13 protein-coding genes are annotated in these 15365 nt (G+C 71.8%); 5 read left to right on the top strand and 8 right to left on the bottom strand.

Translation table 11 applies throughout. The features are described 5' to 3' along the window. Nucleotides 1-251 precede the first annotated feature (251 nt). The 3 genes from ACO1BR_RS02700 to ACO1BR_RS02690 all read right to left on the bottom strand — a co-directional run bounded on the left by ACO1BR_RS02700 (nt 252) and on the right by ACO1BR_RS02690 (nt 3974). Nucleotides 252-1169 carry a metal-dependent hydrolase gene (locus tag ACO1BR_RS02700; protein WP_426793405.1) on the bottom strand — a complete coding sequence of 306 codons (918 nt, stop codon included), beginning with the start codon at nt 1167-1169 and terminating at the stop codon, nt 252-254. 109 nt (nt 1170-1278) lie between these two features. Then, complete coding sequence (locus tag ACO1BR_RS02695) at nt 1279-3111, bottom strand: SDR family oxidoreductase (RefSeq protein ID WP_426793404.1); 1833 nt, start codon at nt 3109-3111, stop codon at nt 1279-1281. Beyond that, a complete protein-coding gene (locus tag ACO1BR_RS02690) occupies nt 3108-3974 on the bottom strand; it encodes a M24 family metallopeptidase (RefSeq protein WP_426793403.1) in 867 nt (288 codons plus the stop codon). The genes ACO1BR_RS02695 and ACO1BR_RS02690 overlap by 4 nt, the downstream gene beginning before the upstream one ends. 273 nt (nt 3975-4247) lie before the next feature. On the opposite strand from ACO1BR_RS02690, the gene ACO1BR_RS02685 reads away from it, so the two are divergent. Genes ACO1BR_RS02685 through ACO1BR_RS02670 form a run of 4 tightly spaced genes read left to right on the top strand, consistent with a single transcriptional unit; the run spans nt 4248 to nt 7995 of the window. Beyond that, on the top strand, nt 4248-5342 hold the full coding sequence (locus ACO1BR_RS02685) for an ABC transporter ATP-binding protein (protein WP_426793402.1): 1095 nt from the start codon (nt 4248-4250) through the stop codon (nt 5340-5342). Continuing rightward, nucleotides 5339-6232, top strand: coding sequence for an ABC transporter permease (locus tag ACO1BR_RS02680; RefSeq protein WP_426793401.1), 894 nt, complete (start codon nt 5339-5341; stop codon nt 6230-6232). Before ACO1BR_RS02685 ends, ACO1BR_RS02680 begins: the two co-directional genes overlap by 4 nt. A 49-nt stretch (nt 6233-6281) precedes the next feature. Further along, nucleotides 6282-7193 carry an ABC transporter ATP-binding protein gene (locus ACO1BR_RS02675; RefSeq protein WP_426793400.1) on the top strand — a complete coding sequence of 304 codons (912 nt, stop codon included), beginning with the start codon at nt 6282-6284 and terminating at the stop codon, nt 7191-7193. Between the two features lie 25 nt (nt 7194-7218). Beyond that, a complete protein-coding gene (locus ACO1BR_RS02670) occupies nt 7219-7995 on the top strand; it encodes an ABC transporter permease subunit (protein ID WP_426793399.1) in 777 nt (258 codons plus the stop codon). Nucleotides 7996-8309: 314 nt separating this feature from the next. Here ACO1BR_RS02670 and mltG read toward each other — a convergent pair whose 3' ends face one another. From mltG to ACO1BR_RS02645, 5 genes are all read right to left on the bottom strand, one after another. After that, nucleotides 8310-9122, bottom strand: coding sequence for an endolytic transglycosylase MltG (gene mltG, locus ACO1BR_RS02665; RefSeq protein ID WP_426793398.1), 813 nt, complete (start codon nt 9120-9122; stop codon nt 8310-8312). 286 nt (nt 9123-9408) lie between these two features. Beyond that, complete coding sequence (locus tag ACO1BR_RS02660) at nt 9409-10695, bottom strand: CynX/NimT family MFS transporter (RefSeq protein ID WP_426793713.1); 1287 nt, start codon at nt 10693-10695, stop codon at nt 9409-9411. Between the two features lie 352 nt (nt 10696-11047). Next, nucleotides 11048-11773: a FadR/GntR family transcriptional regulator gene (locus ACO1BR_RS02655; protein ID WP_426793397.1), complete on the bottom strand. Its 726-nt coding sequence runs from the start codon at nt 11771-11773 to the stop codon at nt 11048-11050. Between the two features lie 329 nt (nt 11774-12102). Then, nucleotides 12103-13539, bottom strand: coding sequence for a diaminopimelate decarboxylase (lysA, locus tag ACO1BR_RS02650; RefSeq protein WP_426793396.1), 1437 nt, complete (start codon nt 13537-13539; stop codon nt 12103-12105). A gap of 18 nt (nt 13540-13557) precedes the next feature. Beyond that, nucleotides 13558-13872, bottom strand: a complete 315-nt coding sequence (locus ACO1BR_RS02645) for an SAV_915 family protein (protein WP_159509413.1) — start codon at nt 13870-13872, stop codon at nt 13558-13560. Between the two features lie 503 nt (nt 13873-14375). On the opposite strand from ACO1BR_RS02645, the gene ACO1BR_RS02640 reads away from it, so the two are divergent. Further along, nucleotides 14376-15344, top strand: coding sequence for a MerR family transcriptional regulator (locus ACO1BR_RS02640; RefSeq protein ID WP_426793395.1), 969 nt, complete (start codon nt 14376-14378; stop codon nt 15342-15344). Nucleotides 15345-15365 lie beyond the last annotated feature (21 nt).

The following is a 15365-nucleotide window of genomic DNA, read 5'->3' as shown; positions in this document are numbered from 1 at the left end:
GTACGGGCGGCTGCCCTACGGGGTGGGCGCGCTCCGGGCCGACCGCCCTGCGAGGCGGCCGCCGGGCCGTGGTGCGAGGCGACCGCCGTACGGCACGACTGCCGCGCCCGGCAGCGGCCTTGGGGCGGTCGTCCCGTGCGTCGGCTGCCGGGACGTCCGGAGACCGCCATGTCACGGGCCGCCGACGGGTGAGGTGTCCATCGGCCGGCCAGACGCCGCGGGAGGGCCGGGCGGGGGCGGGCGTCCGGGTGTTACGAGAGCGCCGTGCGGCCCACCGCGCCCGCCGCGGCGCGGGCCGCCGGGGAGGAGGCGAGGTAGGAGACGGCCGCGCGGAGCGAGCCTTCCTGGGAGGGATGGTACGACCGCCGCAGGTAGCGGGGTATCGCCGTACCCAGTTCGCGCCAGCTGGGCAGCAGTCCCTTGTGGACGGCACGGTTGTGCTCGCGCAGCGAATAGCGGGAGCGGACGGCGAGTTGCGGGTCGTGCCGCAGGAGATAGGACGCGCCCCAGGTCCAGAGGTAGATCAGGACGGGGGCCGTCACGGACATGCCCAGGACGCGGCGGGCATAGCGGGCGGGTTCCTCGCCGCCGGCGTGCTGGTACATGTCGAAGGCGACCGCGCGGTGTTCGACCTCCTCGGCGCCGTGCCAGCGCAGCAGGTCGAGCATCACCGGGTCGGGCCCGGCGCGGTCCAGGCCGTCGGCATCCAGGACCCAGTTGCCGAGCACCGCGGTGAACTGCTCGATCGCGGCGATCACCGAGAGCCGGAAGCGCAGCCACTCCGCCTCGGGGACCGGCAGTCCGAAGGGCGGCTTGTCACCGAGGAGGTAGGCGAAGAGGAAGTCGACGTGCCGGGTGTAGGGGGCGGTGTCGAGGCCCTGATGGGCCAGGTGCTCCAGGACGTAGGAGTGCTGGACGCTGTGGGTGGCCTCCTGGCCCATGAACCCCTTGACGTCCTGGAGGAGTTGCTCGTCCCGGACCAGCGGGAGGGCTTCCTTGAAGACCCTGACGAACCACCGCTCGCCCGCCGGCAGCAGCAGATGCAGCACGTTGATGACGTGGGTGGCGGTGGGTTCGTCGGGTATCCAGTGCAGCGGCGTCCGGCGCCATTCGAACGCGACCCGGCGTGGCGCGATGGTGTGGTGCTCCTGGGGACGTGGCGTGCTCATGCGCGGCTCCTGACGTGCGCGGTGCTCCTGGTCTCGGTGGGGGCGCGCCGGGTGTCGTCGGCCGGCGGCGCGCCGTGTGGTGGGATTTCGGACGGGCGGGCCGGAGCGGTTACACCGGCGGCTCGATGCGGGCGAGGGCACGCAGCGCGCGCGGGGTGAAGCGGGACATCAGGTGGGCGCCGCGCGCCTCGGGGGTGACCGGCACCACGGCTTGGTTGCGGACCACCGCGCGCAGGATCGCGTCGGCGACCTTCTCCGGCGGGTAGTTGCGCAGCCCGTACATCCGTGCAGCCTTAGCCTGACGGCGCTTCTCCTCGTCGGCGGAGACGCCGGTGAAGCGGGCGGTGCTGGTGATGGAGGTGTTGACGAGCCCGGGGCAGATGGCGGAGACGCCGATGCCGCGGCCGGCCAGCTCGGCGCGCAGACACTCGCTGAGCATGAGGACGGCCGCCTTGGAGGCGCTGTAGGCGGGCAGTATCCGGGACGGCTGGAAGGCGGCGGCCGAGGCGGTGTTGACGATGTGGCCGCCCTGCCCGCGGTCCGCCATCCGCCCGCCGAAGATCCGGCAGCCGTGGATGACACCCCACAGATTGACGTCCAGGACCTTCTTCCAGTCCTCGGTGCTGGTCTCCATGAAGGAGCCGGACAGGCCGATGCCGGCGTTGTTGACCAGGACGTCCACAGTGCCGTATTCGGCGTCGACCTTGTCGGCGAGCTTCTCCATCGCCGCCTCGTCCGCGACGTCGACGACCTCGCCCCATGCCTGCGGGGCCCCGATCAGCCGCGCCATCTCGGCGGTGCGGGCGGCGCCCTCCGCGTCCCGGTCGACGGCGATGATCCGCGCGCCGGCCTCCGCGAACGCGAATGCCGTGGCCCGGCCGATGCCGCTGGCCGCGCCGGTCACCAGCACCAGCTGGCCGCCGAACCGATCGGCGTACGGGCCGGCGGCCACGACCTTCTTCGCCGGATCGCCTTCTTCCTTGGCGGAGATGAACTCGCCGATCCAGGAGATGAGTTGGTCGGGACGGGTGCGCGGCACCCAGTGCTTGGCCGGGAGGGTACGGCGGACGAGGTCGGGCGCCCACTGCTCCAGGTCGTCGTACAGCCGCGGGGAGAGGAACGCGTCGCCGGTCGGGGTGATGAGCTGGACCGGGCAGTGCGCATAGGCGTCGGCGCGCGGGCGGCGCAGCCGGGCGCGGACGTTGTCGCGGTAGAGCCAGGTGCCGTGGGCCGCGTCGGTGGGTAGCGAAGCCGTCGGGTAGCCGCCGTCCGGCACCTTCTCCACCCTCTGGAGGATGGTCGGCCAGCGCTTGCCGAGCGCGCCTTTCCAGGCCAGTTCGGGGAGGACCGGGGTGTGCAGCAGGTAGACGTACCAGGACTTGGCGCCCTGGTCGAGCAGCTGGGCGGCCCGCCGGGGGGTGGGGCGCGCCATCCGCTTCTTGATCCAGTGGCCGAAGTGGTCGAGGGACGGCCCGGACATGGAGGTGAAGGAGGCGATCCGGCCCTCCGTGCGCCGTACGGTGGCGAACTCCCATGCCTGTACGGAGCCCCAGTCGTGGCCGACGAGGTGGACCGGGCGGCCGGGGCTGACGGCGTCCGCGACGGCCAGGAAGTCATCCGTCAGCTTCTCCAGGGTGAAGCCGCCGCGGAGTGGCTGCGGTGCGGTGGATCGACCGCAGCCCCGGACGTCGTAGAGCACCACGTGGAAGCGCTCCGCCAGTCCGCGGGCGACCTCGGACCAGACCTCCTTGCTGTCCGGATAGCCGTGCACCAGCACCACCGTGGGCCGGTCCGGATCCCCGAGCTCGGCCACGCACAGATCGATGCCGCCGGTTCGCACCCGGCGCTCCCTGGCCCCCTGGAGGCCGGCCCAGGTCACCGGCGGCTGCCCCTGCCCCGGCTGCCGGTCCTGACGCCCGTCCCGTCCACGTCCCGTGTTCACGCGGCCTTCTCCTCCTGCCAGCGCCGCACATGCGGCAGATCATCGTCCAGCCAAAAGGCGCTTTCCTGCGGGTTCTTGGAGTCCGTGACGACCAGGATCTCCTCGAACTTGGCGCCGGTGCCCCGGAACCCGAGGTGTGGTTCGACCGCCCAGAGCCCCGGCTGCGGCGGGTGGTCGGAGAAGGAGTACGGGCTCCACAGAGGGGACCAGCCGTCGCGGTGCCCGTGCAGCGCGTCGGAGGCCAGGCCCTTGAGGGACTGGGTGCCGAACCCGAAGAGCGTCGGTGACCAGCGTCGCTGCTTGACCCGGTCGATCTTGTGCGCGATGACGCCGAAGGGGTAGGCGCGGTGGCGGTTGGCGTATCCCTGGCGCACCATCAGGCGGTCGACGTCCTCGTAGATCTCCTTGAGGGGGCGCCGTTCGCGGACCTCGCGCAGGATCAGTTCCCGGTGCGCTTCGAGGTCGGCGAGCAGCCGGTCGTGCACGGGGTTGAGCCCGAGGCAGCCGGAGTAGCCGATATCGGCGGTGAACCCCTTGTGGACCGGTGCCATGTCGAGGATGAAGGGCATCCCCGGCTCCAGCTCGCGGTTGGTGGGGAAGAACTGCAGCGGAATGCGGAAGTTGACGAACGCGGTGCGGTCGCCGAACCACGCGAAGGGCAGATGGAACCAGTCCTGCACCCCGCGCTCGCGCAGCCACTCGCGCTGCATCCGCGCCGCCGCGCGCTCGGTGACCCCGGGCTTGAGCTGGGCGGCCACGGCTTCCGCGCAGGCGTAGGCGAGCCGCTGCACCTCCCGGAATCCCCTGAGCTCGGCGGTGCGATCTCCGGTTGCTGCTGAGGTCGCTGAGGTGCCTGAGGCCATCGCCAACCGTCCGTCCGTAAGCGGTGCATCGCGGTACGTGCCCGTAACTTGACACTGATGAATGTGACAATGACTGGCGGCTGCGTCAAGGGGTGTGCGGCCGACGAGGCGCAGCACACGGCGATCCGGCCGGCGACCGGCCGACCGGAGGCGGTTGCTCCGGTGCTGCTCCGGTGCCGCGTACCCGCGACACCGGCCGTGGGTACCTGACCCCCTGACCTCCGGAGCGGCTGAAAGCAGGAGACCCCTACGGGCATGTAGTACCGGAGGGGTATGCGGATACCACCGCCTGGGTTGACGACGGGTGTGGAGGGCGCCACTACCGTCGAATGCGTGACAGTGATCGTGACCGAAAGCCTGAGCAAGCGGTACCCGCGGGTGACCGCCTTGGACCGGCTCTCCGTTGACATCGCCCCCGGCGTGACCGGCCTGGTGGGTGCCAACGGCGCCGGAAAGTCCACCCTGATCAAGATCCTTCTCGGCCTAGCCCCGGCCACCGAGGGCACCGCCCACGTCCTCGGCCTGGACGTCACCAAGGACGGCGGCACCATCCGTGAACGGGTCGGCTACATGCCCGAGCACGACTGCCTGCCGCCGGACGTCTCCGCCACCGAATTCGTCGTGCACATGGCGCGGATGTCCGGCCTGCCGCCGACCGCCGCCCGCGAGCGCACCGCCGACACCCTGCGCCACGTCGGGCTCTATGAGGAGCGCTACCGCCCCATCGGCGGCTATTCGACGGGCATGAAGCAGCGGGTGAAGCTGGCCCAGGCACTGGTCCACGATCCGCAGCTCGTGTTCCTGGACGAGCCCACCAACGGCCTGGACCCGGTCGGGCGGGACGAGATGCTCGGCCTGATCCGGCGCGTCCACACCGACTTCGGCATCTCCGTCCTGGTCACCTCCCACCTCCTCGGTGAGCTGGAGCGCACCTGCGATCACGTCGTCGTCATCGACGGCGGCAAGCTGCTGCGGTCCTCCTCCACGGACGAGTTCACCAAGGCCACCGCCTCGCTGGCGGTCGAGGTCACGGACACCGACGCGCATCCCGACGGCACCGAGGCGCTGCGCGCGGCCCTGGCCGCCGCGGGCGCGGTGGTGTCCACCGGCGGCCCGGGCACCGAGGGCTTCGCCTCTCCCGGGCATGTGCTGTTCGTCGAGGCGGCCGGCGAGCAGACCTACGACCTGGTGCGCGACACCGTCGCCGGGCTGGGACTCGGCCTGGTGCGGATGGAGCAGCGGCGGCACCAGATCGCCGAGGTCTTCCGGGACGCGGACGCCCGGACCGGCGCGCAAGCGGAGGGAAACGGGCCGGCGGAGCGGGACGCGGGGCGTCCCTCCGCCGTGGGCGGAGGTAACGCAGCATGAGTACGGAAACCACGCCCGGTGGGGCCTACATCCACAACATCGGCTACCGCCATTACGACGGCCCCCGCCTGGGCCGCGCGTATGCCCGGCGGTCACTGTTCTCGCAGAGTCTGCGCGGTGCGTACGGCCTCGGGCGGTCCGCGAAGAGCAAGGTGCTGCCGATGCTGCTCTTCGGGGTGATGTGCCTGCCCGCCGGGATCACGGTCGCGGTGACGGTGTTCACCAAGGCCGGCAGCCTGCCGATCGGCTACACCCGCTACGCCATCTACCTCCAGGCCGTCATCGGCCTCTATCTCGCGTCCCAGGCGCCGCAGTCGGTCTCGCGTGATCTGCGCTTCAAGACCGTTCCGCTGTATTTCTCCCGGCCCATCGAGCGGGCCGACTACGTCATGGCGAAGTTCGCGGCGATGGCCAGCGCGCTGTTCATCCTCACCGCAGCGCCGCTGGTGATCCTCTATGCCGGGGCGCTGCTGGCGAAGCTCGACTTCCTCGACCAGACCAAGGGGTTCGGCCAGGGGCTGGTCTCCAGCGCCCTGCTCTCGCTGCTGTTCGCCGGGATAGGGCTGGTGGTCTCGGCGCTCACCCCGCGCCGCGGGTTCGGCGTCGCCGCCGTGATCGCCGTACTCACCATCCCGTACGGCGCCGTCAGCGCCGTCCAGGGGATCGCCTCCTTCCGGGGCAGCGAAGCCGCCGTCGGCTGGCTCGGACTGTTCTCCCCCATCACGCTGATCGACGGTGTGCAGTCGACGTTCCTGGGGGGCAGCAGTTCGTTCCCCAACGGCCAGGCGCCGTCGACCGGCGCCGGAGTCGTCTACGTGCTCGTCACGCTGCTCCTCATAGCCGGCTGCTACGCCCTGCTGATGCGGCGCTACCGGAAGGCCGGCCTGTGACCGCCTGCCCGACGCCCGACCACCACTCTTCAAGGAATGGGCTGCGCCCATGAGCACTCTTCGCATCGACCATGTCTCGCGCTGGTTCGGGAACGTCGTCGCCGTCAACGACATCTCGATGACCATCGCCCCCGGCGTCACCGGCCTGCTCGGCCCCAACGGCGCCGGAAAATCCACCCTGATCAACATGATGGGCGGCTTCCTCGCCCCCTCCAACGGCACCGTCACCCTCGACGGGACGACGATCTGGCGCAATGCGGGCAGCTACCACCACATCGGCATCGTGCCGGAGCGGGAGGCGATGTACGACTTCCTCACCGGCCGTGAATTCGTGGTCGCCAACGCCGAGTTGCACGGCCTCGGCCGGGCCGCGGCGGCCCGGGCGCTGGCCACCGTCGAGATGGAGTACGCCCAGGACCGCAAGATCTCGACCTACAGCAAGGGCATGCGGCAGCGCGTGAAGATGGCCTCCGCGCTGGTCCACGACCCGTCCGTGCTGCTGCTCGACGAGCCGTTCAACGGCATGGACCCCCGGCAGCGGATGCAGCTGATGGAGCTGCTGCGGCGGATGGGCGACGAGGGCCGTACGGTCCTGTTCTCCTCGCACATCCTGGAAGAGGTCGAGCAACTGGCCTCGCACATCGAGGTGGTGGTGGCAGGCCGGCATGCCGCCTCCGGCGACTTCCGCAAGATCCGCCGGCTGATGACGGACCGGCCGCACCGCTATCTCGTACGGTCCGACAACGACCGGGCGCTGGCCGGGGCGCTCATAGCCGATCCCTCGACCGCCGGCATCGAGGTGGACTTCGCCGAGGGTGCGCTGCGTATCCAGGCCGTCGACTTCGGCCGGTTCACCGAGCTCCTGCCGCGGGTCGCCCGCGACCACGGCATCCGCCTGCTGACCGTCTCGCCCTCCGACGAGTCGCTGGAATCCGTCTTCTCGTACCTCGTAGCGGCCTGAGGCCAGAAAGGAGCCCTGAGGCAGCATGTCCACGACCTCTCCGACGGCCCCGCCGGCGCCCGCCGCCGCACCCAAGGCCGCGTTCTTCCACCCGACCGTCGCCCGGCTCACCTACCGCGCCCTGCTCGGCCGGCGGCGCGCCCTGATCCTCTTCGCGCTGCCCGCCATGCTGGTGGTCATCGCGGTCATCGTCCGCGCGCTGACCGGTGCCGACGACACCACCGCGAGCGGCATCCTCGGCGGCTTCGCGCTGGGCACGATGGTCCCGTTGATCGGGGTCATCGCGGGGACGGGCGCGATCGGGCCGGAGATCGACGACGGCTCGGTGGTCTATCTCCTGGCCAAGCCGGTGCCGCGCTCGACGATCATCTTCACCAAGCTGCTGGTCGCGATCGGTGTGACGGCCGCCTTCTCGGCGATACCGGTCCTGGTGGCCGGATTCGTCCTCAACGGCAACAGCCAGCAGATAGCCGTGGCGTATGCGGTGGCGGCGGCGGTCGCCTCGGTCGCCTACAGCGCCCTGTTCCTCCTCTTCGGCACGATCACCCGGCACGCCGTGGTCTTCGGCCTGGTCTACGCCCTGGTCTGGGAGGCGTTCGTGGGGACCCTCGTCCCCGGCGCGCGGACCCTCAGCGTCCAGCAGTGGGCCCTCGCCGTAGGCCAGAAGATCGGTGCCGAGGGCGCCCTGAGCTCGGACGTCCAACTGCCGCTCGCCGTCAGCCTGCTGATCGGCGTCACGGTCGCGGCGACGTGGTACGCGGGACGGCGGCTGAAGGCGCTCACACTGGCGGGCGAGGAGTAGACGGGGAGCAGCGGAGATCGGAGCGGCCGGGGCGGGGCGGTGCCGACGGGTGGTGCGCAGCCACCGCCGGTGCGGCCTCCGGTGCCGGTCCGTCCGCCGTTCCGGTCGGCCCACGGTCCCGGTCCGTCCGCCGGCCCCGGTCACTCCGCCGGTGCCGGTCGGCCCACTGTCGTACAGCAGCCCTGCAGCCCTGTCGCTCTGCCGTCGGGCTCGGGCTTCGGTCGGGTTGCCCTGGTGTGGGGGCCGGCGTGAGCAGTGCCGTTTCGTCCAGCGGTGCCGTTTCGTTCAACGGTGCCGTTTCGTCCGGGGGCGGGCTAGCCGGCGTTCGCGGTGGTGTGCTTCTGCTGGTTGTTGAACTCGCGGACGTTCCGCAGGTGTTCCTGGTAGTTGGCGGTGAAGCGGGTGTCGCCCGGTTTGACGGTGACGAAGTAGAGCCAGTCGCCCGCCGGTGGGGCGCTTGCCGCCTTCAGCGCGTCGGCACCCGGATTGTCTATCGGGGTGGGCGGCAGGCCCTCGTTCCGGTACGTGTTGTACGGGCTTTCGGTCCGGGTGTCGGAGTGGCTGGTGTGGAGGGTGCTGCGGCCCAGCGCGTAGTTGATCGTCGAGTCCATCTGCAGCGGCATGTGTTTCGCGAGCCGGTTCTCTATCACCCGGGCGACCTTGCCCATGTCGGCCGGGCTGTCGGCCTCGGCCTGCACGATGCTGGCGATCACGACGGTGCGGTAGGCGGTGATGCCGTCGCCGGCGAGCCGCTGGTCGGCGGTTTTGACCATGTACGTGAGGAGCGACGTCGGGGTGGTGTCCGAGCGGATCGGGTACGTCGCCGGGAAGAGATAGCCCTCCGCGTTGCCGTTCGCCGCGGTGGGCAGCGGGAGGTGCGCGGTCTTGGCGGCCTTCGCGGTGGTGCCGTCCGGCAGGTGCAGGGCCCGGTCGGCGGCGGCGTAGACCTGTGAGGCCCGCTGCCCCTCCGGGACCGTCAGCTCCCCTTGCTGCCGCTCGCGCAACAACCGCGGCACGATCAGTACGGCGAGGATGGCCACGACACACAGGACGGCGATGAGAAGGAGCCAGCCGGTGCGGGAGAGCCGTGGGCCGGGCCGGCGAACGGTGTGCTGAACATCGCTCATGGGGGGCACGGTAGGGCAGACGGCGGGGGTGTGGGGCGTTCCGGACGTGCGGAGCGCGGGTGGGGGTTCAGTCACCCCGCCCGTCCCGTAATCGGGGCTCTTGACCAGGGCTCTTGACCGGGGCTCTGCTCCGGCCCCGGAAGCCCTCAAGTCCGGTGGGCTGTATGCCCACCGGAGTCGTGACCGGATGCGGTCGGCGCCACGGTTCAGCGCCGGTCTCCTGGCGCTGAACCGCGAACGCGGCGTCGTTTCGGCGGGGTTCGGGTAGGCGTCCTGTCAGGGGGCGTTAGGCGTCCTCTCCGATGCGGCGGTCGCGGCCCGCGCCCAGGCCCAGGAGGGACAGGCCCGCGCACACGGCGAGAAGGAGGAGGAGCGGGACGGTCCAGCCGGAGGTGGCCTGGTGGACGGCGCCCAGGGCCAGGGGGCCGGCGGCGGCGAGGAGGTAACCGCCGGTCTGGGACATGCCGGAGAGGCGGGCGGCGGTGTGGGCGTCGCCGGAGCGGAGGACCATCATGGTCAGGGCCAGGCCGAGGGCGCCGCCCTGGCCGATGCCGAGGACCGCCGCCCACAGCCAGGCGCCGGCCACCGGGGCGGCCAGCAGGCCCGTGACGCCACAGGCCATCAGGGCGGAGACGGCCACGCCCAGCAGCCGCTGACGGCGCATCCGGCCCGCGAGCATCGGCACCACGAACGAACCGGCCATCTGCACCAGCGTGCTGAAGGCGAAGACCAGGCCCGCCTCGCTCTTGCCCATGCCGTGATCGGTGAAGATCGTCGGCATCCAGGCGATGATCACGTAGGCGATCAGCGACTGCGAGCCCATGAAGAGCGTGACCTGCCAGGCGAGCGGCGAGCGGCTCAGCTTCGGGCCGGATGCCGTGCCGTGGGCGGGAGTTGCCGCCGCCGCGCCGTGGTGCTCCCCCACAGCTTGAAGGGCAGGGGAGTGGCCCCCACCGCGGCGGGCGATGACGGCCTGGGGGATCCAGACGAGTGCGGCGACGGCGGCGAGCAGGGCCCAGGAGACGAGGGAGCCCTGCCAGCCGCCGAGGGCGTTCTCCAGGGGGACGGCGGAGGCGGCCGAGAGGGTGGCCCCCATGATCATCGCGGTGGAGTAGAGCGCCGTCATACCGGCCGCTCGGTCCGGGAAGTCCCGCTTGATCAGGCCCGGCATCAGGACGTTGAGCAGGGCTATGGACGCGCCCACCACCGCGCAGCCCGCGAAGAGCGCCGCCACCGGCGGGGCGATGCGCAGCGCGATGCCCCCGCACAGGGCCACCAGCGCGCCGCACAGCACCGCCTCGGTGCCCCAACGGCGGGCCAGTTTCGGGGCGATGATCGAGCCGAGGCCCATGAAGACCAGCGGGACGGTGGTCACCAGGCTGCTGGCGGTGGCGGCGAGGTGGAAGTGGTGCGCTATTTCGCCGACCAGGGGGGAGACGCCGGCGAGGGCGGCGCGCATGTTCACCGCGGCGAGGACGATGCCGGTCAGGAGGAGGGCGGGGTGTGTCCGCAGCCGGTGGCGGGCGCTGGCGACCTGCGGCGTCGCGACCAGGTCCTCCTCGGCGTCGATCATGTCGATCACGTCGATCGCGCTCGTCCCGTTGACGCCTTCGGTCCTGTCGGTCGCGTTGGTCGTGCTGGCCGCCTCGGTCGTGCTGATCGTGCTGGCCGCGTCGATTGCTCCGCTTGCCCCGACCCCCTCGGGCCGGTGGGGCGGGGTGGTGGAGGCCGTCGGGGGAGCGGTGGGGGGAGCGGCCGAGGAGGCGTTCACGGGGGCTTCGGACCTGGGCCCAGACATGCGTGTGTACCAGCCAATCGTGCGGGAGGTGGGGGTGAAGGCGTGCGGAGGACGAACGTGGAGGGGAGCGGGTCGGCGAGGGAACGGGCTTGGAGGCCGGCCCGTGAGGGAGGGGTGGGGCGGCGGCCTAGTGAGTGGTGGGCTCGGTGGTGGCCAAGAGGGCTTCCACGGCCCGTTTTGGCCTCTCCAGGAGGTTGCGGGTGGCGCGCTCCGCGGCCTCGGGGTCGCCGTGGGCGATCGCGTCCAGGACGGCGCGGTGGTCGCCGTGCAGGATCCTTGGCATCGCCTGGTCGTCGAGCGCGGTGACCAGGGCCTCGCGGACCGAGCTGCTGAACCACGTATAGGTCGCCGTCAGCGCGGAGTTGTGGGCGGCCTCGACGACGGCCCGGTGGAAGGCGACGTCGTGGTCGGCGTAGAGCTCCAGGTTGCCGGAGCGGGGATGGCCGTCGGCGCCCTCCAGTTCGGCCTGGGCGTCCAGGGCGGCCCGCATGCGCTCCAGGTCGGCGGGCTCGTGCCGGAGTGCGGCCAGGCGGGCGGCCTCGGCCTCCAGGGCGATGCGCAGTTCGAGGACGTCGCGGATCCCGGCCCGCTGGACGCCGCGCATGACCTCGGCGGGATCCGCGGTGGAGACGACGAAGGTGCCCTCGCCCTGACGGGAGCGCAGCATTCCGGCGTGTACGAGGACCCGGATGGCCTCGCGGACGGTGTTGCGGCCGACCTGGAGCTGTTCGGCGAGGGCGTGCTCGGTGGGGATGCGGGTCCCCACCGTCCATTCCCCGGCGGCCAGTTGGGAGCGCAGGGCCTCGACGACAGTGTCGACCAGGGACTGCCGTCCGGCCGCCTGGAGTGCCATACCGCTGTCCCGCTTCCTGTCGTGTCGTCGTCGTTCTCGGTTATCGCCGGTCCGGTATCGCCGGTCCGGGATCACCAGGCTGTGTCGCCGGTCCGGCCGGTTGCTCGGTGGCTCCAGTTGCCCAGTCATCCTACAACCGATGGTTTCACTGTACATGGATGCCTGGGTGCGTACGGAGGCCGGCGTGCGCATCGATGCCCGTACGGCGACGCCCCCACTGGAGGCAGCGGGGGCGGACGGAACTGGGAGCGCGGGGAGAAACCGGAGGAAGAGTGGGCGGGGCGAGGAGGGGGATGGTGAGGGATCCCCCTCCTCGCCCTCGCCCGGTCCTACAGCCCGATGTCGCGCTCCTGGATGTCCGCCAGCGACTCGCGGCGGACGAGCAGCCGGGCGTGGCCTGCCGTGACGGCGACGACCGGGGGGCGGCCGACGAGGTTGTAGCCGGAGGCCATGGAGAGGTGATAGGCGCCGGCCACGGGGACGGCGATCAGGTCTCCGGGGCGGATGTCGCCGGGGAGGTGGACGTCGGAGGCGAGGACGTCGCCCGCCTCGCAGTGGCGTCCGACGACGGTGACCGGTTCGGTCGCGGTGCCCGAGCGGCGGCCGACCAGCCGGGGCGCGTAGCGCACCCCGTAGAGTGCGGGCCGCGGGTTGTCGCTCATTCCGCCGTCCACCGCCACGAAGGTGGTGGAGCCGGTGCGTTTGACGGAGAGCACGCGGTAGAGGACGACTCCGGCCGGGCCGGCGATCGCCCGCCCGGGTTCGACGGCGAGCCGGGGCACCGGCAGGCCGGCCGCCGCGCAGCCGCCGGCCAGCTCGGCGCGGATCTTGGTGGCGAGTCCGGCGACGTCGAGGGCGGCCTCACCGGGGCGGTACGCGACGCCGTGGCCGCCGCCCAGGTCCAGTTCGGGGAGCGTGATGCCGTGCTGCTCCCGGACGCGGGCCAGCAGGCCGACCAGCCGCCGTACGGCCGAGAGGTAGGGCTTGACGGTGGTGATCTGCGAGCCCAAGTGGCAGTGCAGGCCGACCAGTTCGAGGCGCGGCTGGTTCAGTACGCGGGTGATGGCGTGCTGTGCGGAGCCGTCGGCGATGGACAGTCCGAACTTCTGGTCCTCGGTTCCCGTGCGGATCTTGGCGTGGCCGCCCGCGGCGATCCCCGGGACGACCCGGATCAGCACCTTCTGCCGGGTCCCCGCCGGGACCGCGGCGGCCAGCCGGGCGATCTCCGAGGTGCTGTCGATCACTATCCGGCCGACGCCGAGCCGCAGCGCGGCCCGCAGGTCCGCGGGGCTCTTGGCGTTGCCGTGCAGCACGATCCGCTCGGGCGGGAAGCCGGTGGTGACGGCCAGCTCCAGTTCGCCGGCGGAGCAGACGTCCAGGCCCAGCCCTTCCTCCGCAACCCAGTGCGCCATGGCGCGGCACAGGAACGCCTTGGCCGCGTAGTAGACATCGGTGTCCGGGAAGGCCCGGAGGTAGGCGCGGCAGCGGTTGCGCACCTCGTCCTCGTCCAGGACGTAGGCGGGGGTGCCGAAGCGCTCGGCGAGTTCGGTCAGCGGGACGCCGCCCACGGCGAGATCGTCCTGGGAGAGGGGGACGACGGACGCGGGCCAGATGGCGAGCGGGTCGGCACAGGCGCCGGTGTCACGGGTGGCGGTGTCACGGGTGGCGGTCCGGGTGGCGGTGCGCGGCCCGGGGGCCTGGGGTGCCGCGCCGGATACCGGATCGGTCCGGGGCACCGCGGTCTGGGGCAGTGTGCTGTGGCTCATGGTGGGGGTGCCCCTTCCTCAGACGGCCCGTAGGTGGTGCCTGCGGGAAACTTCGGGGGCGAACCGCGGATCCACGGTCACGATCGTCGCCCCGACGGGCTCGGCCAGCGCGCGCAGCGCGGGCTCGGAGAGCCGTACCCAGGGCTGGCCGCCGCCGAGGGCCTCGGCCAGTCGCTGCGGTGAGGTGAAACCGACGGCGGTCCGGCCGCCGAGCGGGGTGCGGAACAGGCGGGTCGTGCAGCCCGCGGGTCCCGGCCGGACGGGGACGAACAGAGGTCCGGCCGGGACATGATCAGAAGGCTCGGGATCTTCCGCGTAGAGATGGTGGGACACGGCGTTGCTCCTCGACGGGACGGCCCCGGACCGGTGGAAAACGCGTATGCCGGGGCTCGCCACAGACGCTATGCCCGGTCCTCCGGGCAGAGCGCCGCCTGCTGACGCATCATTGACGGCTTGTCTACGTCACTTGACGCGATGCTGCTGCCGGTGGCCGTTGCACGGACCTGAGGGGCGCGTTCCGGTCGCGGAGAGGTGAGCGGTGGTGGGCGGAACGTGATCGCAGAGGCGGTCCCGGGCCTGGTCCCGCGGCCACGCCGGTCCGGCCTCGGCGGGCGGCGGTCCGGCACCGGTCGGGCACCGGTTCGGCCGGCGAGCGGGTCAGCCGATAGTGGTCCTCCGCTGCTGATCTTGACGCCGGTACCCGCCCCCGCGACCGTGGCAGTGTCCCCGTCCCGTCCCTCCGGGGAGCCCCCCCACCCTCGGGCGCCGTCCCCGCTCCTTCCCTTGCCCTTGACCTTGACCTTGACACTGTGGCAAGCGCTCCACTGGAAGGCGTCATGTTCACCATCGGAGATTTCGCGAGGTACGGCCGTGTCTCGGCCCGGATGCTGCGTCATTACGACGCGATCGGGCTGCTGCGCCCGGCCCGTACGGATCCTGCCAGCGGCTACCGCTTCTACGAGGCGGCCCAACTCGCCCGGCTCAACCGCATCATCGCGCTCAAGGATCTCGGGTTCGGCCTCCAGCAGGTGGCGGCGATCCTGGACGAGCAGGTGAGTGTGCCGGAGTTGCGCGGCATGCTGCGGTTGCGGCAGGCGGAGCTGGCGGCGGCGCGGGCCGCGGCCGGCGCGCGGCTGGCGCAGGTCGAGGCGAGGCTCCGCACGATCGAGAGTGAGGGACACATGTCCGCCGACGACGTGGTGCTCAAGCGCACCGAAACGGTCCTGCTCGCGGAGTTGAGCGGGTTCGCCGCCGGCTACGGTCCGCAGGACATCGGCCCGGTCATCACGCCGCTGTACGAGGAGTTGTGCCGCCGGCTGGCGGCGTCCGGGATGACGCCCTCGGGGCCGGGGCTGGCGTATTACGAGGACGCCCCGGACGCCGGGGAGGTCCCGGAGGGGCGGCGCGGCGGCAGCGGTCAGGGGGAGGGCGGTGCCGAGGGCGGCGGGGACGGCGGCGGCGAGGCGATCGTCGTGCACGCCGGATTCGTGATCAGCCCCGAGGCGTTGGCAAAGGCCGCCCCCGGCACCGTGGTTGACGGTACGACCCGCACCCCCAGGCCCGTCCCGGGCCTCGGGTTCGACGTCGTCACGCTCCCGGGCCTCGACCTCGCCGCGACCGTCGTGCACCGCGGCCCGATGAGCCGGATCATGCCGACCGCGCAGAGCCTCGCGCACTGGATCGACGCCAACGGCTACCGCTCCGCCGGGTATGCCCGGGAGCTTTACCTGGAATGCCCAGAGGATCAGGAGAAGTGGGTGACGGAGATCCAGGAGCCGGTCGTCCGGGTGTCCGACCGCGGATGACGGAGCATCAGGGACAGGTGG

Origin of the sequence: Streptomyces sp. YGL11-2 (assembly GCF_050054615.1) — a bacterium.
Taxonomy (GTDB): Bacteria; Actinomycetota; Actinomycetes; order Streptomycetales; family Streptomycetaceae; genus Streptomyces.
This window is presented reverse-complemented; position numbering and strand designations above follow the sequence as displayed.